Here is a 19,949-nt window from a genome sequence, read left to right on the forward strand (position 1 = left end):
GATTGGTTAAGCCAATCACTCTGAAGTACTTTCAGTACTCAATTATTGGAATTAACGTTGACATATTGTCATTCAGTTTTCAATGTTCATTATAAAACAATTTGGAGCGGGTGATCGGAATCGAACCGACAACATCAGCTTGGAAGGCTGAGGTTTTACCACTAAACTACACCCGCTTAGCTATATTAAAATTGATGAATGGTGCGGCCGAGAGGACTTGAACCTCCACGGGATTTCTCCCACTAGGCCCTCAACCTAGCGCGTCTGCCATTCCGCCACGACCGCGCATGGTTTGCAGTACTCAATCAATTTGTTATTTAAGTTACTGTCATTAAGTATATTACATTAAGTTTACAAAGTCAATACAAATGTTTAACTTTTCAATGTAATTTTACATTGAATAACTTGTCTTATTATTTGTTACGTTTCGTTCAAGCAACATTAACTATAATACGCTGGATCTATTATTTCGTCAATGCTTTTTTATTAAAAATTTAAATAAAAAGTACTACACTCGCATATTTTTAGTGTAGTACTTTCCCAATTATTCTTTATGTTATATTTTTTAACTTTCCACCACATCGTCCACATCTATATTTACGTGTATTAACACGTTTAATACGTTTGAATTCTGTTTTACATTGCCCACATTGATATAAATAGTTAGCACGTTCTTTATAACTTTGAACGGCTTTACAAAATCGTGGTGCACCTACTTCGTTACTTAAATCTTTAAAAGCTTTGTCTTTATGCTGATATCCTTTACCCTCTATATGTAAATGATAATGACAAAGTTCATGTTTAATAATATCTATTAGTGCTTCAACACCAAAATGTTCATATTGTTTCGGATTAATTTCTATATCATGACTTTTTAATAGATACCTTCCACCAGTTGTTCTTAACCTTTTGTTAAATACTGCATTGTGTTTAAAAGGCTTATTAAAATATTCCATTGATATATTAGACACAAGTTCTTGAAGTGTCTTATTGTCCATTAGGGTCTATCATAGTTAATGATACTTTTTGTTTATCTTGGTTTACATCTAATACCCAAACATCAACTATATCTCCTACACTTACAATATTCATAGGATGCTTAACATATCCTTTAGATAATTTAGAAATATGAACAAGACCATCTTGTTTTACACCTATATCTACAAACGCACCAAAGTCTACTACATTTCGTACTGTACCACTTAAAGCCATATTTGGTTTCAAGTCTTCCATAGAAAGAACATCTGACTTTAAAATTGGTGTTTCGAATTCATCTCGTGGATCTCTTAAAGGTGCTATTAAAGAAGCAATGATATCTTCAAGTGTCGGTATACCTATATTTAAATTTTCACTTGTATCTTGTATATCTAATTTATTTAGTTTTTCTTTTAATACATCTGAACCAATATCTTCTTTTTGTAAACCAACATGTTGAATTAACGCATAAGCCGCTTCATAACTTTCAGGGTGAATAGCGGTTTTATCAAGTGGTTCGCTTCCATCTAGTATTCTTAAAAATCCAATACTTTGTTCAAATGTTTTATTACCTAATCTTGGAACTTTAGCTATTTCTGAATGATGTGTTATAACACCTTTTTCTTCTCTGAATTTAATAATGTTATTTGCAACTGTATTGCTAAGACCAGATACATAACTTAGTAACGATGGAGATGCAGTGTTCACATCAACACCAACTTGGTTAACGGCAGTTTCCACAACGAATTTTAAAGTTTCACTTAGTGCTTTTTGATTTACATCATGTTGATATTGACCGACACCGATTGATTTAGGATCTATTTTAACAAGTTCACTTAATGGATCTTGTACACGTCTACCTATAGATACAGCACTTCTCTCTTCAACTTTAAAATCAGGAAATTCTTCTCTAGCTATATCTGAAGCTGAATAAACCGAAGCACCCGCCTCGTTAACGATCACAAATTGGCAAGGTAAGTCATGCTTTTTAATCATTTCAGCTACAAATTGTTCTGATTCTCTACTTGCCGTTCCGTTACCAATCGCAACTAATTCAATATTATGTTTCTTGATCATATCTACAAATATCTTTTCCGCTTGATCAGTTTTAGATACTGGAGGATGAGGATATATCACATTTTTATCAACAAATGAGCCATATTCATTAATAACAGCCAACTTACAACCCGTTCTGTATGCTGGATCTAGTCCTAGTATTTTTTTACCTTTTAATGGTGCTTGCAATAAAAGGTTTTTTAAATTCTCAGAGAAGATCTCAATTGCATGTTCTTCAGCTTTTTGTGTTAATTCACTTCTAATCTCTCTTTCAATAGAAGGTAAGATTAATCTTTTCAAGCTATCTTGAATGGCTTCTTTAATCACTTCAATATGTTTATGTTCTTTTTTCACAAATTGAGTTGTTAAATAACTTTCTAATGAAGCAGTATCTATTTCGAATCCTACTTTCAATATACCTTCTGATTCTCCACGGTTAATAGCTAGAACTCTATGAGGTACTATTTTCTTAATTGGTTCTTCATATGTATAGTACATTTCAAAAATATTTTTCTCATCTTCAGCTTTCTTTTTCTTCTCAGTCACTAATTTACCTTGTCTTTCAACACTATTTAAAATGTATTTACGGTATTTTGGCTCATCTGAAATCATTTCAGCTATAATATCTTGTGCACCTTTAATGGCAGCTTCATGAGATGTAACTTCTTCAGTAATATATTTTGAAGCTTCTTCTACTAAATCAATATTAGAAGTACCTTCAAGTATCCATTTAGCTAAAGGTTCTAAACCTTTTCGTTTTGCTTCTGTAGCTCTTGTTTTTTTCTTTTTCTTAAATGGTCGATATAAATCTTCTATTCTTTGTAATTTTGTTTGTTTTAAAATATCATTTTTTAAGTCTTCTGTTAATAAACCTTGTTCATCAATTAATCTAATGACTTCTTCTTTTCTATTATGCAAGTTAAGTGCATATGTATATTCATTTTCAATTTGTTTAATTTCAACTTCATCAAGACCACCAGTTAATTCTTTTCTATATCTTGCTATAAAAGGCACGGTATTCTTATCTTCTAGTAATTCTAGTACAGTTTTAATTTGTTTTTCTGTAAAAGGATGATTTTTCTTTATGATTTCTATTAGTTCTTGATTCATAATTGCCTCCTAAAAATGGTTATATTTTATTTTAACATAAATAGAATATAACCATTTTTGATTTTGAAATAAGAAAGCCAGAAACATTTGAAATGTTTCTGGCTCTACTAATATATTATTTATTTCATTGCAGCTTCTTTTAATTTCTTTATTGCTGTTCTTTGAAGTCTTGAAACATGCATTTGACTGAGACCTATTTTTTCTCCGGTCTCTTTTTGACTTAAGCCCGAAATAAAGGTGTATTGAATTATTTCTCTTTCTCTATCCGTTAAAATAGGCAGAATTTTTTCTAATATCATTCTTTTTTCAGTTAAATCATAACCTTCTTCTGATTCTCCCATAATATCCAACAACGTAACGGTCGATCCGTCTTTATCCGCTTCGATAGAATGGTCAACACTTAAGGCATTATAACTTTGACCCATTTCCATTGCTTCTAGGACATCTTCTTCTGTTACTTCTAGTCTATTTGCAATTTCAATAATTTTAGGTGACCTTCCTAATTCATTGGTCAATTCTTCATTTGCCTTTTTTATTTTAGGGCCAATTTCTTTAATACGTCTAGGTACATGTACACTCCAAGTTTTATCTCTTAAATATCTCTTTATCTCACCAATTACAGTTGGAACTAAAAATGCTTCAAACTTTCTTTCAAATGAAACATCGAATCTTTTTATAGCACCTAATAAACCAACCATACCAACTTGAACAAGATCTTCATGATGTGCTTGGCCTTTAGAATATTTATATGCTAAAGATTCTACTAATTTCTGATAATGTAATACTAGCTTTTCTTGAGCTTCACTATTATCATTTTCTTGGTAATCTGCTATCCAAGCATTAATGTCTTCTGGAGAAACTTCATTATAAACTTTGGACTCTTCCGTCATGTGTTTGCACCTGCTCTTTAGATAAATACTTTGTCATACTTATTGTAACACCAGCATCTTTTTGGACACTTACTTCATCCATTAATGACTCAATAAGAAATAGTCCTAATCCACCTTGTCTCAAGAAATTGATATTATCACTTTCTTGGTATGGTCCAAGCACTTTTTTAGCTTCTTCATAATTAAAGCTTTTACCTGAATCTGATACAATGATTTCTATTTTATCTTCAAATACAAGGTAACCTATTAATATTTCACCTTCAACTTTATCACTATATGCGTGTTTCACTGCATTTGTTACCGCTTCTGACACTGCAATTTTTGAATCTTCAATATCTTCATATGAAGCACCAGCTCTATTAAACACGCCAGATAATGTTAATCTGACAAGTCCAACATATTCTGGAGCTGCAGGGAATCTCATCTCTATATAATCATAGTTAGATGTCATCTCATTATACCTCCGTTCCTTTGTTGACATGCATTAATTCTTTAAGTCCTGTAATATCAAATAATCTCTCAATTCTATCAGATACACCAAGCACATATAGTGATTTATCATGTTCATTGAGTGATTTTAATGTGCCAACAAATAAACCTAAACCAGTAGAATCCATATAACTTACGTTCTCCAAATTAACATGTATATCATGTGTTCCTTTTTGTCTAATCGGTTGTAATACGTCTTGAAGTTGAGGCGCAGTGTACACATCCAGTTCTCCGCCAACTTTAATTTCATAGTAATTTTCATGTTCAGTAGTTTCAATGTTAAGATTCATTCCTTGTTACACCCCTAAATGTATTAGACTTTCATCATTTATTTTTACCCGTTTTTAAAATGTTTAATCTTATTTAACACATCTTAAATATTTTTAACTTACAACTATTTAACTCTTTTAACAATTAATATCGTTAAATCATCTCTTTTATTTGGATTCTGTAGTTTAACAAGCTCTTCATATAAGATTTGGACAATGTCTTGCGGATGTAGTTGTTTATACTCATCAATCATACTTAATAAATCTGTCGTTTTGATAAATTCATTTTGTTGATTGCGCAGTTCTGTTACACCGTCAGTAAACACGATAATCATATCTTGTAATTCTATTTTTATTTCACTTTGCTTATAACGTGTATGTTTATTAACACCAAGTACAATGCCTCGTTCAGACATTTCTTTAAATTCTCCAGTCTGACTTCTATATATGTACCCTGGTTCGTGGCCTGCAGAACTATAATAAAGCATATTATTTATTTCTTCATATAGACCATAGAACATTGTTACAAACATATTTTGATTAACGTTCTTTTCTACAACTCGATTCAAACGTTTCAAACCGTCACTCGGTAATTGCGAATGACCGTAAGAATCCATGCCAAATTTAATCATACTCATCGCTAATGCTGCCGGTATACCTTTACCGATAACATCTGCTACTGCAAAACTCATTGTTCCGTCATTGTGATCAATTAAATTAAAATAATCTCCACTAACTTTTTGTGCTGGAACGGAAATTGCCCCAATTTGAATACTATCAAATTGAGGGATTTTAGGCTTTAGCATCGTTTGTTGCAAACTAGACGCAACTTCCATTTCTTTATCATGAATTTTAATCTTATTTAATAACTTCTTATAATCACGGTATGTAAAGCCATAGCCTATCATGACTTCTAAAAGAACATCAAATGAACGAATGATTTGTTCTTTAGTCAGTTCTGGTTCCTGTTCCATAATATTTACATGTAATTGTACTATCTCCTCTGGTGAAACATTATCTTCAATGGCTTCAGTTGAAAATGTTTGGCAAGATGATAAAATTGCGTCATCATTTGTTTGAACATAATCAAGTAATAATTGAAGATACTGTTGTTTCTTTTGTTCTGACACGAAGTCACCTCGTTTCAAATATACTAAAAAAGCTTTAGGTTAATCCTAAAGCGGAAGACGTTTTAAAGTAATATTGATTCTTTTAAAACAATTTCATTATGTATTACCTAATGTATCAAATTTTTGTTGCAAAGTAAGATTGAGGCTGATGGCAATTGCAGTATCGACCTCTTTCATCTTTGCATCAGATAAATATGTTAATTTTTCTTTTAAGCGTTTTTTATCAATAGTTCTGATTTGTTCAAGCAAAATTACGGAATCTCTGTCTAGTTTATATTTCGCTGCCTCAATTTCTACATGAGTGGGAATTTTGGCTTTATTTATCTTACCAGTAATTGCTGCAACAATCACAGTCGGGCTGTATCGATTACCTGTATCATTCTGGATAATAACGACTGGTCTTGTTCCCCCTTGTTCAGAACCTGTAACTGGTGAAAGATCTGCGAGATATACATCTCCTCTTCTCATTTATTCACCTTGCTGAGAGGCTATATGCGATTCATTTGAATCACAAGCTTCACATTCACAATAGTATGCTTCAGATGCAAGGGAGAGATTTAAATCGGCCATTGAACGGTAGCCTTCTTTCAGTGTTTGTTCTAAACTTTGTGTACGATTTTGCGTTAAAGATGTCATAACAAATACCTCCAGATAAAATAAATGTAAATTTTGTTGATTAAGTTATTAATATCATAACAAATGTAACTCTATTTGACTATGCTATTTTAATAATTCGTTCGTAATTTCAACATTTTCATCGTCATGATAAATACGTGGTAATCTCTTTTTCAAGTTACAAAGTACTTCATAATTAATGGTATCTTGCGCTTCAGCAATCTTTTCTGCTGATTGTTCTGAATCAACATCATTATCCATGAGAATGACTTTATCACCTGTTTGAACATCATCTGGCACTTTAATCATCGTTTGATCCATACATACTCTACCTATGACGGGACAATTCACACCATTTACATTCACGAGTGTGTCTTGCATCTTTCTTAAGTAACCATCTGCATAACCTATTGGTAATGTGGCCACTTTAATACGTTCACCAGCAGTAAATGTTGCACCATAACTCACTGTTTCCCCAGGTTCTAAATATTTAGTTTGAACAACTTCTGTTACTAATTGCGCAGAAGGCTTTAATTTTAAATTAGAAATTTCTTGAATATATTTTGATGGATAATATCCATATAATGAAATACCAAATCTAACAGCTGTACAAATAGATGCATCATATCTTAAAGCACCTGCTGAATTTTGAGCATGTATATATTCAGGTGTTTGAGAAGACTCTACAAATTCTTCAAATAATTCATATTGCTTTTTAGAAAAATCATTTGGTTCGTCTGCAGAAGCAAAGTGCGTATATACACCTTCAAATATAAGGCGTTCATGCTGTTCTATTTTGTGAACGACATGTTGGTAAGTTTCAATATCTTTTAATCCAATTCTACCCATGCCTGTATCTATTTTTACGTGCATCCATAAAGGTTTATCAGAATCATCATCTATTGATTCTATTGCATCATCTAACCATTGTTCTGACGGAACGGTTAATGCAACTCTATGTTGAACAGCTTTATTAATATCTTTAGTATTAATAACGCCGAGTACTAATATTTTAGCTTTAATACCATGCATTCTTAATTCAATTGCTTCATCTAATGTCGCAACTGCAAAGAAGTCTACACCTTCATTCATTAAGTAAGTCGCAATTGGTACACTTCCTAATCCGTATCCATTTGCCTTAACGACTGCCATAATCTTCTTATTTGGATGAAGTCTTCCTACTGCTTGATAATTTTCTAGTATTGCCTTTAAATCGACGTTGATATAAGTTGGCCTATAATATTTTTCGGACAACAGCAAGGCACCTCCTCTTATAATATTTGTATTTTATCATATAGAAATCAATCTTGCTTAATATTTTCTATAATCACAATAGCTTCTGCATAATGTTTTGTGTGTGTAATGGACGGATGAACACGGTATCCTTCGCATATTATTTCTGGTTTCCCATTTTCATCTGGTAAACAATTAATCGAATGAAAGCCGTATTTTTTACCAATACCTGTACCCATCGCTTTACTAAATGCTTCCTTCACAGCAAATCTACCAGCGATAAATTCGATTTTTCTCGATTCTAATTTAATTTTGCTAAAAATATTTATTTCATCTTTTGTTAAAATTTTATTAACCATTTCTGGTCGTTTCGTATACCAATCTTGTATACGTTCTATTTCGACTAAATCTATGCCGACACCTTGAATCATCGTTAACACCTTCATTTTCACTGATTAAAATCATTTTTCAATTCTATTTTGTATTGCGTGTTTAATACGATTTGCCTTTTCTTTATTTAAATATTGAATCATTCGATTCCCTCCAGCTGTAGACAACGTAATATTAGCCAGGTTAAACTTTCTCATTATGAATCCTTCATATAAATCAACATTTTGAATTCTACCCATAGGTATCGTTGTTTCTCTAATCATAAAAATTCCTGATTTAATGTTTATTTCATCATCATTAATTTCATACCTGAAATTTCTATACATGTAATAAGGCTGGATGATTAAACCATATATTGCTATTACAAAGATAAGCACTACGGGAATAAGCAGAAACCATTTTGAAGCTGTCGTCCACCATAAATTAAAAATTACTGCCATGACGATTAATATGATGATGAGTATTGAAATTGTAATGAGCGATCCAATACGTTCAACGACCATTCCCTTTTTATCCATTCTATATCTAGGAAGCATCTACGTGACCTCCTTTATCTTTATACCATTTATAAATATTTAACGTATCTTGTTTATTAATAAATCTTAATCCTTTAGACAACATACCATTTCCATATGCTATTTGAATTGTGAAATGTGCAATATCTTTACGTTTAATAATTGGATTTTCATGTAATTCAAAAGTTAAAATCTTATTTCTATTCGCCCAAATTGTTGTATATTCAAACGGTGTTGCATTCAGTATGACAATTGAGTCGTCATAAATTTTATATCCAGATTTCAACGTAATGATACTTGCATAAAATATCATAACCAAGAATATTACTAATCCGATCATCCAAGTATAAGACCATAAATATATTTGGATAGGTATCACTATTAACAATAGAATAATCGTCGGGATGAACACTCTTCTACGAATACCTTGTTTAGGTAAGCCTTTTTTAACGGAATGAAACTGAAATTGTGGAATAATATCTTCAAGTAATTGATATGCTTCTTTCTTCTTCATAAATGGCAAGATTGTAACAGTTCCTACATCAGTATCTTCTCCATTTTCAAAATGTCCATCTGAAGTAATTATCGCTGATATTTTAGTATATCCGATCACTCTTCTGAATATAGATTCTTCTTCTTTTAATGCTTGTATTCTTCTAATTGGAACGGTACGCTTTTGAACAGTTAACAAACCATATTTAACCGTTAAAAGTTCCCCATCAAATGTTAATTGATATTTATAATTTTTAATAAATACAATAAGTGATCCAACGACATAACTCAATATAATAAATAAAAGTGTAATTGATATGATAACAAATGTTAAATTAACAACTTGATTAATCAGTGGACTGATATAATCCTCGATATCGATTATTTGTGTGAAAAATCCAAGTAATGAGCCAAGTGCCGCAAATACAATCAAAATGCCACCACTTGTAAAACTCATCTTCAATAAATCTTTAGTAGATAATCTAAAGAACACGACTTCTTCTTTTTCATTAATAACATCACGTTGATCAGAATCAGACGACGTTCCATGTTCCTCGTTTAACTCATCTTCGCTTTGCTCTTTATTTTTAATAGCATATTTTCTTTCTTTTAAATATTTTGAAAGACTATCACTTTGTGACTTCGTAATCGTATCTAATTCAATACCATCACTCGGTGTTTTAATACTTAAACTCACGCCACCTAACAACTGATGTACAATATTTTGAGAAGTATCAACAGACTGAATCCTTTCAATATTTAACTCTTTACGATTTTTTGAAAAGACACCCCAAGTCATAATCAATTGATCATTCTCTATCCAATAACGTGTATTGTAAATCTTAATTGCTTTAAAAATACTACTTATAAGTGAAAAAATTAATAGAACAATTGGAAATGTAAGGTCCCAAAAATTATCAAGTCCGCGTGTTACAACAATAAACACAGCGATTATTAATGGAAATACATTTTCTTTTAAACTGGCTAAAAAGCCACTAACATAAGATATTGGATGTAATTTTTGAGGATCAAACATCATCAGTCACCTCTTTAACCTTAGTCATGATATTTAATCTCGTTTGGTCAGCTATCACTCGGTTGACCATTGGTAACACTTCTAAATTACCTGCTGTTACAACAACGACAAAGTAAATGTTAAACAATCTTGAAATTGGTCCGTGCTTTATCGTTACATATTGTATTCTGTCATATGGTTGTACAAATCTTTTTTGATAATAAAGCCCGCTTTGTACTTCAATATACCGTTCTCCAATTTCAAAAGATGTTCTTTTAAGTCGTATGATCGGACTTATAAATCCTATCGCAATGATCAACAGCGCAATCGGTGTCACAATATAAATGAGAAATGTCCACCAATCATATTTATGCCATAAAAATACAAATACACTGTACAAAACTAAGATAACTATGACATTTATAATATGATTTACATACTCATATTTTATAGACTGTTTTGGCATTTTGTGTTCGAGTATTGGTTTATACATATAATCTCCTCTATCGTTCAATTTACGTGTATTATATCATAAAAAAAGTGTGCGTAACCTTAGAGATTACACACACTTCTTGTTTAGTTTTTATTTTGAATGCTCAGCAAATGTTCTACCTGAGAATTGTTTTTTTGAACGTTGTTTGTTTGGTTTATTGTTTTTACCTTTGTTACGGTCAAATTGATTGTTTTTATCATTACCGCGACGTTTGTTGTTTTTACCATCAAATCTAGTTCTAGATTTACCACGTGAGTTACCACCACGGTTACCTTGTTTGCCTCTATGATTAGACTTTTTAGATAATGGTTTTTCAAATGTTAATTGAATTTCTGCATCGTTGTTAGAAGTAATTAATTCTTGTAATAATGCAGCAACTAATTTTTGGTCACCGTATTCTTTAATTAATGATTCAGCAATTTTTTCAATGCGACCTTCGATTGGACTTTCTACCCAACCTTTAACTTTATCTTTAACATCTGATTCTTTCGCTTTCATAACTTCACCAGGTGTTGGTGGACGTAAAGCGCTCATTTGACGTTTATTAGCTTTTTCGATTTGACGGATATAATCCATTTCGATTGGATTTACAAATGTAACGGCAACACCTTGTTTACCCGCTCTACCTGTACGACCAATACGGTGTGTATAACTTTCAGTATCTTGAGGGATATCAAAGTTATAAACGTGACTTACGCCAGAAATATCTAATCCACGAGCTGCAACATCTGTAGCTACTAAAATATCGATTTGATCATTTTTGAATTTTTTCAATACTTCTAAACGTTTAGCTTGTGTAATGTCACCGTGTAAACCTTCAGCACGGTATCCTTTAGTGATTAAAGCACTTGTTAATTCATCAACACGACGTTTCGTACGACCGAATACAATTGCTAATTCAGGATTTTGAACATCTAATAAATTCGTAAATGTCTCGAATTTTTCTAATTCTTTAACGATTGTGTAGAATTCATCAATTTGTGGATCTGACAATTCGTTAGACATTGTTTTAACAATTTTTGGACTCTTCATGAATTTTTGAACTAATTCTTGAATAGCTTTTGGCATTGTTGCTGAGAATAGTAATGTTTGACGATTTTCAGATGGAAGTTTAGACATTATAAATCTCATATCATCTATAAAGCCCATGTTCATCATTTCATCTGCTTCATCTAAGATCAATGTAGAAATTGATTCTGTTTTTAATGTTCTTCTATTTAAGTGGTCAATCACACGTCCTGGTGTACCTACTACGATTTGTGGACCTTTTTTAAGTGATTTGATTTGTCTGTCTATTGGCATACCACCGAATACAGTTACGACACTTACGTTTTGTCCTTTACTGAAACTACGTAATTGCTCTGCCACTTGGTTTGCTAATTCACGTGTTGGTGCAAGAATCAATGCTTGTACACCTTGTTTATCTGCTACTTTATCAATTAATGGAATACCAAATGCACCAGTTTTTCCTGTTCCAGTTTGTGCTTGTCCTAGCACGTCCGTACCTTGTAATGTATGTGGAATACTTTCGATTTGTATTGGTGTTGGTTCAGTAAATCCCATTTTGTCCAAAGCGTTTAAGGTAGCTTCAGAAATACCTAATTCTTTAAATTTTTGCAAAATAATTCTCCTTTTATATAGTTAATTCATCTCGTCTTTTTTATTCAACTTCTATATACTACCACCCTTTTACCAATAGCGCAATGCGATTAAATCGTCGTTTACATTTAATTTTCATAGACAAAAACATAAAAAAACTGCACTAAAAAGGGATTTAGTACAGTTTCACTTCTTTATTTATTTTTAAATATAAATTTTTCAACTTCATAAAAAACTTTATAATTTACTTTTGATAAACAAATTTCATGTGGTCCTTTATCAATTTCAACTAGACGTGCATGCTTTATTCTCTTCACTAAGTTTCTCGATTTCTCAATTGGAACAAGACCATCTATTGTGCCATGAATGATTAACGTTTTCGCTGTTATTTGTTCTGGAACATATAGCGCACTTTGCTGTAATTTTTTAAATGCCACAAATGATTTATAGTTTATTTTGATTGTACGTCTCACCATAAAATCAAGAATCTTCAAATCTGCATATCTCATATTATTGATAAATGCATATGGTGACTTAACCAAGTATTGTATATTAATATTTTCAAAAGCTGGTGCAATTAACACTAATTGATCGGGTTGTTTAATTTTAGCTAACAAACCTGCAATAATGCCACCCATTGAAAATCCTATCACAATGACTTTATCTGATTTCTTTCTTAATATTTCATAAGATTGTTTCGCTCTCTCAAACCACATATCTTCATTTGTATCTTTAATCAATAAATTCAAGCCATGTCCTGGGTATTCCGGCGCTTCAAGTATAAAATCATAGCGACTACTCAAATATTCAATTAATGGTAATAACTCATAACGACCACCTGTATAACCATGTAAAAACAAGATACCTACTTTCATGTAAGCGCGTTAATAATCGTTTCGAGTGACATACCTCTAGAACCTTTAAACAAAGTGATAGAGTCTTCATTTAATTGATTTTTTAAATAGTCTGTGATTTCCTCTTTATGCTCAAAGTGATAAGTTTCAGGTATATATGCTTTCGCAATATTTGATATATGAGCCGCTTCTTCACCATATGTGATTAACGTTTGTATAGCTTTATGTTCTAAATAATAGCCAACTTGCTCATGCATCTCTTGACTCATTTCACCTAATTCTAATACATCCGCAAGAATAAGTGTCTTATCCGATTGTTCCATATTATGCAGTGTATCAATTGCTGCTTTCATACTTGTTGGACTTGCATTATATGCATCATTAATGAGTAAACCATATTGGTCAGTTTCAATTCTTTGCATGCGCATATCCGTTAATACAAGATCATCTAGAGAACTTTGAATAACATCTTCCGTTACACCTAAATGTTTAGCCACTTGAATTGCATATGTGGCATTTTTAACATTGTGTTCACCTAATATATTTAAATGATAAATGAAATGACTATTATTCAATTGAAAATTGATGCCATGACTTGATGATTGATTCGTTTTAATAATCACATCATTATCATTCGCTACCCCTACAGATAGTTTGTCATGTTTCATTTCAGATACGAAAGGTTTAAGTAATGGCTCATCACCATCGTATATGAATAGTCCTTTATCTTTAAGACCTTCTGTAATTTCAAATTTGGCTTTTGCAATACCTTCTCTAGAACCTAAATCTTGCATATGAGACTCACCAATATTCGTGATAATGGCAACATCAGGTTCAGCTAAATGTGTTAATTCACTAATTTCACCAAAACCACTCATACCCATTTCTAGAATGGATACTTCAGTATCTTCATCCAAGTCGAGTATCGTCAATGGACAACCAATTTCATTATTATAATTTCCTTGTGTCTTCTTAACTTTAAATGATTTATTCAATACACATTCAACCATATCTTTAGTTGTCGTTTTACCATTTGAACCTGTAATTGCGACAACTTTAGGATTTACATATTTCAAATATACTTTAGCTAAACTTTGTAATGCTGCTAAAGTGTCATCAACAAAAATAATGGGTCCTTCTGGCGGATTTGGTACATCTTTTTGCCAAAATGATGCACCTGCACCATCATCAAGTGTTTGACGTACAAATTTATGACCATCTACATTTTCACCTTTAAATGGTATAAACAAATTTGATTTAGCAATTTTTCTTGAGTCTATACATGTACCTTGAACAACGACATCAAGGTATTCGTCTTGAATGTCACAATCAATCCATTCTTTAATTTTACGTAAATTAATATTCATTCTATTTACCCTCAGTCAATTTTATATTTGATATTCTTCTTGTTATCGTATCGTTCAATAGCAAGTTCAATTAACTTAGTTATAAGCTCTGTATAGCTTAAGTTCATGTTCTCCCATAATAATGGATACATGCTGTATTGTGTAAATCCTGGCATTGCATTTGTTTCATTAATATAAATTGTATTATCTTCTGTTAAGAAGAAGTCTGCTCTTACCAATCCAGAACAATCTGTTGCTTTAAAAGCTTCAATAGCCATATTTCTTAAAGTTGTTGCTGTTTCTTCATCTACATCAGCAGGTATTTGAAGTTTAACTTTGCCATCTTTATATTTAGATTTATAATCATAAAATTGTACATCTTTAATAACTTCACCAGGTAAAGTTGTTTCTGGGTAATCATTACCTAATACGGCTACTTCAATTTCTCTTGCATCAACACCTTGTTCGATAACAAGTTTACGGTCAAATTGAAATGCTTCTTCAATACCAGAAATTAATTCTTCTTTATTCGTACATTTACTAATTCCAACACTTGAACCTAAATTTGCTGGTTTAACGAACACAGGATATTCAAGTTTATTTTGTATAAGCTCCACTATATTATGTTCATATTTCTCGTATTCACTTTTTAAGAAACTTACATATGGTAATTGAGGTAATCCTCTGTGAGCGAATAAATGTTTCATCACTAATTTATCCATTGAACTTGATGCTGCAAGCACACCATTACCAACATAAGGAATATCCAATACTTCAAATAAACCTTGAATTGTACCGTCTTCACCGTTTGGACCGTGTAATAATGGAAATACTGCGCTATATGCGTTGCCATCATTACTCGCTTCTAATAATTTAGATATTGGTGTTAATGATTCACTTGATAATTTTAATTGTTCAATATCTTCGACTTTTCCATCGATAGATTGGTCGCTTTTAATCCAATCCCCATCATTTGTAATATAAATGATATCAATTATGTATTTAGATAGATCAACTGCATTGATCACATTTTGAGCCGTTAAAATTGATACATCGTGCTCTGCACTTTTCCCACCATATATAATGCAAATATTTTTTTTAGACATATATAAGCCTCCAAGTAGATTATTAGCCTATATTTTATCATGTTTTTAGCTATTGTTGCACGTATCAACATGACTATTTTAAAAATAACGCTTTTCTGAATAGCAAAAATGTATCACTTTATGTACAATCAAGTTATAATGAAAATTATGAAATTTAGTGTTAATTAAAGGAGTCTTTTAATGGAAACTTCTACTCGTACATTAAATAAATCGTTTCTAGAAAGAATAGATTGGCGATTAATTACGATTATTCTTATCTTATTTGGAACGAGTTGTTTAATAATCAATTCTGCAATGTCTGGCGGACAATATGAAACAAACTTTTTAATTAAACAAGTTTTATACTATGTGCTTGGTTTTATTTTATCCATTGCCTTAATGTTCATATCTCCAAAGACACTAAGAAAATATGTTTGGATTATATACATAATTGGAAACTTATCATTAGTTGGACTATTAATCCTGCCTGAATCTAGCTTTACACCTATTATTAATGGTGCTAAAAGTTGGTATAGACTAGGACCTATCAGTATCCAACCATCTGAGTTTATGAAAATCATTTTAATTATTGCGCTAGCTAACGTTATCTATCAACATAATAGATTTACTTACAACAAATCTTTATCAAGAGACTTTAATTTATTACTAAAAATTGGTTTAACTTCATTAATACCAATGTTATTAATACTTTTGCAAAATGATTTAGGAACAACACTCGTATTAATTGCGATTATTCTTGGTATCGTTGTTGTTTCTGGCGTGACATGGAGAATACTCGCACCAGCATTCATCGCTTTATTCGGTATTGGTTCAAGTATCATTTTATTAATGATTTTTAAACCAAGTGTGATTGAGAAAGTTTCAGGTATTAAGACGTATCAATTAGGACGTATTAACTCTTGGCTAGATCCATATGCATACAGTTCAGGTGACGGATACCATTTAACAGAATCATTAAAAGCCATTGGTTCTGGTCAAATATTTGGTAAAGGTTTAAATAACGGTGAAGTTTATATTCCTGAGAACCATACCGATTTTATTTTTTCAATTATTGGTGAAGAATTTGGATTTATTGGAACGATGGCTGTACTGATTATTTTCTTAGCGTTATTCATACACTTAATTAGAATGGCTACTACGACACGTAATCCTTTTAATGTTGTATTTATAATCGGATATTTATCATTCGTACTATTCCACGTTGTACAAAATATCGGTATGACTATTCAACTACTACCTATCACAGGTATCCCATTACCATTTATAAGTTATGGTGGATCAGCTTTATGGTCATTAATGGCAGGTGTCGGTATATTACTATCTATCTATTACCACGAAAAAGAGAAATTTACAGAATCCGACCAAAAAGCCGACATATAAAAAAACCGCATCCTCAATTTGAGGACGCGGTTTTTTAGTTTACCAATTTATTTCAACTTGTTAGTTGCGACATTCGGCAAACTACGCATTATTTCTATTCGTGACTTAGTTTCTGTTATGTTTACGCCTAATGATGATAAAAGTTTGACCACATTCTTTACCTTTGACTTAGGTTGATTCATGGGTACCACCTCTTATTCAATTTAATTACCTTAAGTTCATTCTACTCTAAATTAAGTAGTTTGACTATAGTTCATTCGGCCTATATTGTTATTTTTTTGTTTAATTTGTTATTTTTTTATAATAATTATATGAATGATATCTTAAACAACTTCATATCCAGCATCGAAAATAGCATTTTCAATATTATCGATACTTGCAGGATCTTCGTATACGACACGTACTTGATTATCATCCGGACTAGCGACAACTTCTTTAACACCGATTAATTGACCTACTGATTCCTCAACTACTTGTTTGCAATGTCCACAAGACATACCTTCAACATTAATGATTTGTTCTTTCATTTATAACACTCCTATATATTTAAATGATATTTTAATTGATGCCTTTTCATAATCATTATATGCATATGTTTTAGAAGGGTCAAATACAACCTTTTCAATTTTAATTTAAATGTATTATACTAGTTTAAGATAAAGAAACGGAGGCATTGGTATGAACTACTTCTCATATTTTTCATTTGATTTTTCCATCATAGTATCAGTGCTACTTATTACAGCATTTATTCTGAATGTTGTGTTTGGATTTATTATCATTTTCTTAGAACCAAGAGAAGCTGGTGCGATTTGGGCTTGGTTGTTAGTGCTTTTATTTGTTCCGATATTAGGATTTATACTTTACCTACTATTTGGGAGACAAATTCAAAGAAAGAGTATTTTCAACTTAGATGAACAAGATAAAATAGGTCTTGAACACGTCATAAATGAACAAATCAAAGCAATTGATGAAAATAATTTCGAAATTGATAAGCCTGAGATTTCTAATTATAAGCATCTGATTCATATGTTGCTTTACAATAACTCAGCTTTCTTAACAACTGATAACAAAGTTGAAATGTTTACAGACGGACATGATAAATTCGATGCACTTATTGAAGATATTAGAAAAGCTGAGTCATATATCCATATTCAATATTATATCTTTAAGAAGGATAACTTAGGTAAAAAGATTTTATTTGAACTTGAAAAGAAACTTCAAGAAGGTTTAGAAGTTAAAATGTTATATGACGACATGGGTTCACGTAAATTAAATTTATCTTCATTTAAGAAATTTAGAGCTCAAGGTGGAGAAGTTGCAAGTTTCTTCCCTTCTAAACTCCCTCTCATTAATTTTAGAATGAACAATCGTAACCATAGAAAGATTGTTGTGATTGATGGAAAAGTTGGTTACGTAGGTGGCTTTAATGTCGGAGATGAATATTTAGGTTTAGATAAAAAATTTGGTTATTGGCGAGATACGCACTTAAAATTAGAAGGCGACTCAGTCAATGCATTACAGCTTAGGTTTATGTTGGACTGGAACTCACAATCTACACGTGACAAGATGCGCTATGAATCTAAATACTTCCCTGATGTTGAGTCTGGCGGTAAAGTTGGTATTCAAATTGCATCAAGTGGTCCCGATGAAGAATGGGAACAAATCAAATATGGTTATTTAAAAATGATATCTGAAGCTAAAAAGCATATTTACATTCAAACACCATATTTTATTCCAGATTTATCATTTTTAGATGCGATTAAGATTGCTGCCCTATCAGGTGTAGATGTTAATGTGATGATTCCTAATAAACCTGATCACCCATTTGTTTATTGGGCAACATTTGCCAATGTCGGTGAATTAATTAAAGCTGGCGTTAAAGTTCATATATACGAAAAAGGCTTTATACACACGAAGATGGTAGCTATAGATGATGAAGTTGTAAGTATTGGTACAGCAAACATGGATAATAGAAGCTTCGTATTAAACTTCGAAGTTAATGCCTTTATTTACGACGAAGAAATCGCAAAGAATTCACGATTAGCTTATGAGAATGATATGACGCATTCATCATTATTAACAGTAGAAAGATATGAAAATAGAAGCACGTGGATTAAATTAAAAGAAGGTATAGCACGCTTACTATCACCTTTATTATAAATTCTAAACAGGTAGAAGAGATGATTGTTCAAACTTTTCTACCTGTTTTTTTAAGGAGAAAGATATGAATAAAGAACAGATTATTAAAGAAGCAGAATCATATGTTAGAACATTACATCAAAACGATACAACTGGTCATGACTTTGAGCATATTTTAAGAGTAAGACATCATGCTCTAGATATTGCACAGTTTGAGGACGTGGATTTATTCGTAGTTGAATTAGCAAGTTTACTACACGATGCTGTTGATAAGAAATTATTTAAAGATGCCGATACAGCGTGGCAACAACTTTATCAATGGATGAATGACATGGAGTTAAGTGAAGCGATTCAAACAGAGATTATCCATATTCTAAAGTATGTTAGTTATAACGGTGGTAAAAATGAAGGGAAACTTACAAGCTTAGCAGGAAAGATCGTCCAAGACGCAGACCGTATAGATGCGATTGGTGCGATAGGAATAGCTAGAACATTTCAATATGCTGGTCATTTTAAAGAACCTATGCATATTTCTTCTCAACAACCGCGTAATTTAAATGATCTACAAGAAGGTCAATATCATGATGAACCGAATACGGCAATCAATCATTTTTACGAAAAATTATTATTATTAAAAGATTTAATGAATACTAAACGAGGCAAACAAATCGCTGAAGAACGTCATCTATTTATGGAAAACTTTTTAGAACAATTTTATCAAGAATGGGATGTAAATAAAAAACAAACTAATCACAATTGCACTAACCCCAGGATGTGGGAGTAAAATAAAAACACTTTCGTTGAATTCATATTAAAATGAATTTATACGGAGGTGTTTTTTCTATGAAAAGAG

22 protein-coding genes and 2 tRNA genes are annotated in these 19,949 nt (G+C 31.6%); 3 read left to right on the forward strand and 21 right to left on the reverse strand.

From position 1 onward, the window contains the following. Positions 1 to 102: 102 nt before the first annotated feature. From LQ686_RS13010 to LQ686_RS13100, 19 genes are all read right to left on the reverse strand, one after another. Positions 103 to 176 (reverse strand) — tRNA-Gly (locus LQ686_RS13010). Positions 177 to 199: 23 nt separating this feature from the next. Then, positions 200 to 285, reverse strand: a tRNA-Leu gene (locus tag LQ686_RS13015). A 266-nt stretch (positions 286 to 551) separates the two neighbouring features. Further along, entirely contained in the window at positions 552 to 998 is a 447-nt protein-coding gene (locus LQ686_RS13020; RefSeq protein ID WP_107565857.1) for a SprT family protein, read from the reverse strand. Continuing rightward, positions 988 to 3,141 (reverse strand): Tex family protein, encoded by a 2,154-nt coding sequence (locus LQ686_RS13025; protein ID WP_107565856.1) that lies wholly within the window; start codon positions 3,139 to 3,141, stop codon positions 988 to 990. The genes LQ686_RS13020 and LQ686_RS13025 overlap by 11 nt, the downstream gene beginning before the upstream one ends. Positions 3,142 to 3,260: 119 nt before the next feature. Beyond that, complete coding sequence (gene sigB / locus LQ686_RS13030; RefSeq protein ID WP_025904515.1) at positions 3,261 to 4,031, reverse strand: RNA polymerase sigma factor SigB; 771 nt, start codon at positions 4,029 to 4,031, stop codon at positions 3,261 to 3,263. Further along, a complete protein-coding gene (gene rsbW / locus LQ686_RS13035) occupies positions 4,006 to 4,482 on the reverse strand; it encodes an anti-sigma B factor RsbW (RefSeq protein ID WP_025904514.1) in 477 nt (158 codons plus the stop codon). The genes sigB and rsbW overlap by 26 nt, the downstream gene beginning before the upstream one ends. A gap of 4 nt (positions 4,483 to 4,486) precedes the next feature. Further along, entirely contained in the window at positions 4,487 to 4,810 is a 324-nt protein-coding gene (locus LQ686_RS13040; protein WP_025904513.1) for an anti-sigma factor antagonist, read from the reverse strand. Between the two features lie 104 nt (positions 4,811 to 4,914). Next, a complete protein-coding gene (locus tag LQ686_RS13045; protein ID WP_107634105.1) occupies positions 4,915 to 5,919 on the reverse strand; it encodes a PP2C family protein-serine/threonine phosphatase in 1,005 nt (334 codons plus the stop codon). A 96-nt stretch (positions 5,920 to 6,015) separates the two neighbouring features. Further along, positions 6,016 to 6,387 carry a type II toxin-antitoxin system PemK/MazF family toxin gene (locus tag LQ686_RS13050; RefSeq protein ID WP_025904511.1) on the reverse strand — a complete coding sequence of 124 codons (372 nt, stop codon included), beginning with the start codon at positions 6,385 to 6,387 and terminating at the stop codon, positions 6,016 to 6,018. Further along, positions 6,388 to 6,555: a type II toxin-antitoxin system antitoxin MazE gene (gene mazE / locus LQ686_RS13055; RefSeq protein ID WP_025904510.1), complete on the reverse strand. Its 168-nt coding sequence runs from the start codon at positions 6,553 to 6,555 to the stop codon at positions 6,388 to 6,390. 84 nt (positions 6,556 to 6,639) lie between these two features. After that, positions 6,640 to 7,788 carry an alanine racemase gene (alr, locus tag LQ686_RS13060; protein WP_107573085.1) on the reverse strand — a complete coding sequence of 383 codons (1,149 nt, stop codon included), beginning with the start codon at positions 7,786 to 7,788 and terminating at the stop codon, positions 6,640 to 6,642. Positions 7,789 to 7,835: 47 nt separating this feature from the next. Beyond that, entirely contained in the window at positions 7,836 to 8,198 is a 363-nt protein-coding gene (acpS, locus tag LQ686_RS13065) for a holo-ACP synthase (protein ID WP_103361832.1), read from the reverse strand. 30 nt (positions 8,199 to 8,228) lie between these two features. Then, positions 8,229 to 8,693: a PH domain-containing protein gene (locus tag LQ686_RS13070; protein ID WP_103361831.1), complete on the reverse strand. Its 465-nt coding sequence runs from the start codon at positions 8,691 to 8,693 to the stop codon at positions 8,229 to 8,231. Beyond that, positions 8,683 to 10,203 carry a PH domain-containing protein gene (locus LQ686_RS13075; RefSeq protein WP_107565853.1) on the reverse strand — a complete coding sequence of 507 codons (1,521 nt, stop codon included), beginning with the start codon at positions 10,201 to 10,203 and terminating at the stop codon, positions 8,683 to 8,685. The genes LQ686_RS13070 and LQ686_RS13075 overlap by 11 nt, the downstream gene beginning before the upstream one ends. Continuing rightward, a complete protein-coding gene (locus tag LQ686_RS13080; RefSeq protein ID WP_103361829.1) occupies positions 10,193 to 10,672 on the reverse strand; it encodes a PH domain-containing protein in 480 nt (159 codons plus the stop codon). The genes LQ686_RS13075 and LQ686_RS13080 overlap by 11 nt, the downstream gene beginning before the upstream one ends. A 90-nt stretch (positions 10,673 to 10,762) precedes the next feature. After that, entirely contained in the window at positions 10,763 to 12,292 is a 1,530-nt protein-coding gene (cshA, locus tag LQ686_RS13085) for a degradosome RNA helicase CshA (protein ID WP_037589762.1), read from the reverse strand. A 173-nt stretch (positions 12,293 to 12,465) separates the two neighbouring features. Next, entirely contained in the window at positions 12,466 to 13,146 is a 681-nt protein-coding gene (locus LQ686_RS13090) for an alpha/beta hydrolase (RefSeq protein ID WP_025904503.1), read from the reverse strand. Beyond that, a complete protein-coding gene (locus LQ686_RS13095) occupies positions 13,143 to 14,492 on the reverse strand; it encodes a UDP-N-acetylmuramoyl-tripeptide--D-alanyl-D-alanine ligase (RefSeq protein ID WP_103361828.1) in 1,350 nt (449 codons plus the stop codon). Before LQ686_RS13095 ends, LQ686_RS13090 begins: the two co-directional genes overlap by 4 nt. Before the next feature lie 11 nt (positions 14,493 to 14,503). Beyond that, positions 14,504 to 15,577 (reverse strand): D-alanine--D-alanine ligase, encoded by a 1,074-nt coding sequence (locus LQ686_RS13100; protein ID WP_037589765.1) that lies wholly within the window; start codon positions 15,575 to 15,577, stop codon positions 14,504 to 14,506. A 180-nt stretch (positions 15,578 to 15,757) separates the two neighbouring features. Here LQ686_RS13100 and LQ686_RS13105 point away from each other — a divergent pair, with 180 nt between their 5' ends. Beyond that, positions 15,758 to 16,957: an FtsW/RodA/SpoVE family cell cycle protein gene (locus tag LQ686_RS13105; protein ID WP_239733446.1), complete on the forward strand. Its 1,200-nt coding sequence runs from the start codon at positions 15,758 to 15,760 to the stop codon at positions 16,955 to 16,957. Between the two features lie 47 nt (positions 16,958 to 17,004). Here LQ686_RS13105 and LQ686_RS13110 read toward each other — a convergent pair whose 3' ends face one another. Then, positions 17,005 to 17,139 (reverse strand): Lmo0850 family protein, encoded by a 135-nt coding sequence (locus tag LQ686_RS13110; RefSeq protein WP_224658879.1) that lies wholly within the window; start codon positions 17,137 to 17,139, stop codon positions 17,005 to 17,007. Between the two features lie 141 nt (positions 17,140 to 17,280). After that, complete coding sequence (locus LQ686_RS13115; RefSeq protein ID WP_239733447.1) at positions 17,281 to 17,484, reverse strand: copper ion binding protein; 204 nt, start codon at positions 17,482 to 17,484, stop codon at positions 17,281 to 17,283. Between the two features lie 151 nt (positions 17,485 to 17,635). On the opposite strand from LQ686_RS13115, the gene cls reads away from it, so the two are divergent. Both cls and LQ686_RS13125 read left to right on the forward strand, forming a co-directional pair. Then, complete coding sequence (gene cls / locus LQ686_RS13120; RefSeq protein WP_103361826.1) at positions 17,636 to 19,117, forward strand: cardiolipin synthase; 1,482 nt, start codon at positions 17,636 to 17,638, stop codon at positions 19,115 to 19,117. 64 nt (positions 19,118 to 19,181) lie between these two features. After that, positions 19,182 to 19,880, forward strand: a complete 699-nt coding sequence (locus LQ686_RS13125; protein ID WP_107634104.1) for an HD domain-containing protein — start codon at positions 19,182 to 19,184, stop codon at positions 19,878 to 19,880. Positions 19,881 to 19,949 lie beyond the last annotated feature (69 nt).

It is taken from the genome of Mammaliicoccus sp. J-M41 (assembly GCF_022385935.1).
Taxonomy (GTDB): domain Bacteria; phylum Bacillota; class Bacilli; order Staphylococcales; family Staphylococcaceae; genus Mammaliicoccus; species Mammaliicoccus sciuri_A.

What these genes read in the sequence shown, in the direction of transcription:
- LQ686_RS13020 (WP_107565857.1), bottom strand. Translation starts at nt 998, where the DNA reads ATGGACAATAAGACACTTCAAGAACTTGTGTCTAATATATCAATGGAA.
- LQ686_RS13025 (WP_107565856.1), bottom strand. Translation starts at nt 3,141, where the DNA reads ATGAATCAAGAACTAATAGAAATCATAAAGAAAAATCATCCTTTTACA.
- sigB (WP_025904515.1), bottom strand. Translation starts at nt 4,031, where the DNA reads ATGACGGAAGAGTCCAAAGTTTATAATGAAGTTTCTCCAGAAGACATT.
- rsbW (WP_025904514.1), bottom strand. Translation starts at nt 4,482, where the DNA reads ATGACATCTAACTATGATTATATAGAGATGAGATTCCCTGCAGCTCCA.
- LQ686_RS13040 (WP_025904513.1), bottom strand. Translation starts at nt 4,810, where the DNA reads ATGAATCTTAACATTGAAACTACTGAACATGAAAATTACTATGAAATT.
- LQ686_RS13050 (WP_025904511.1), bottom strand. Translation starts at nt 6,387, where the DNA reads ATGAGAAGAGGAGATGTATATCTCGCAGATCTTTCACCAGTTACAGGT.
- mazE (WP_025904510.1), bottom strand. Translation starts at nt 6,555, where the DNA reads ATGACATCTTTAACGCAAAATCGTACACAAAGTTTAGAACAAACACTG.
- acpS (WP_103361832.1), bottom strand. Translation starts at nt 8,198, where the DNA reads ATGATTCAAGGTGTCGGCATAGATTTAGTCGAAATAGAACGTATACAA.
- LQ686_RS13070 (WP_103361831.1), bottom strand. Translation starts at nt 8,693, where the DNA reads ATGCTTCCTAGATATAGAATGGATAAAAAGGGAATGGTCGTTGAACGT.
- LQ686_RS13075 (WP_107565853.1), bottom strand. Translation starts at nt 10,203, where the DNA reads ATGATGTTTGATCCTCAAAAATTACATCCAATATCTTATGTTAGTGGC.
- LQ686_RS13080 (WP_103361829.1), bottom strand. Translation starts at nt 10,672, where the DNA reads ATGTATAAACCAATACTCGAACACAAAATGCCAAAACAGTCTATAAAA.
- LQ686_RS13090 (WP_025904503.1), bottom strand. Translation starts at nt 13,146, where the DNA reads ATGAAAGTAGGTATCTTGTTTTTACATGGTTATACAGGTGGTCGTTAT.
- LQ686_RS13095 (WP_103361828.1), bottom strand. Translation starts at nt 14,492, where the DNA reads ATGAATATTAATTTACGTAAAATTAAAGAATGGATTGATTGTGACATT.
- LQ686_RS13100 (WP_037589765.1), bottom strand. Translation starts at nt 15,577, where the DNA reads ATGTCTAAAAAAAATATTTGCATTATATATGGTGGGAAAAGTGCAGAG.
- LQ686_RS13105 (WP_239733446.1), top strand. Translation starts at nt 15,758, where the DNA reads ATGGAAACTTCTACTCGTACATTAAATAAATCGTTTCTAGAAAGAATA.
- LQ686_RS13110 (WP_224658879.1), bottom strand. Translation starts at nt 17,139, where the DNA reads ATGAATCAACCTAAGTCAAAGGTAAAGAATGTGGTCAAACTTTTATCA.
- LQ686_RS13115 (WP_239733447.1), bottom strand. Translation starts at nt 17,484, where the DNA reads ATGAAAGAACAAATCATTAATGTTGAAGGTATGTCTTGTGGACATTGC.
- cls (WP_103361826.1), top strand. Translation starts at nt 17,636, where the DNA reads ATGAACTACTTCTCATATTTTTCATTTGATTTTTCCATCATAGTATCA.
- LQ686_RS13125 (WP_107634104.1), top strand. Translation starts at nt 19,182, where the DNA reads ATGAATAAAGAACAGATTATTAAAGAAGCAGAATCATATGTTAGAACA.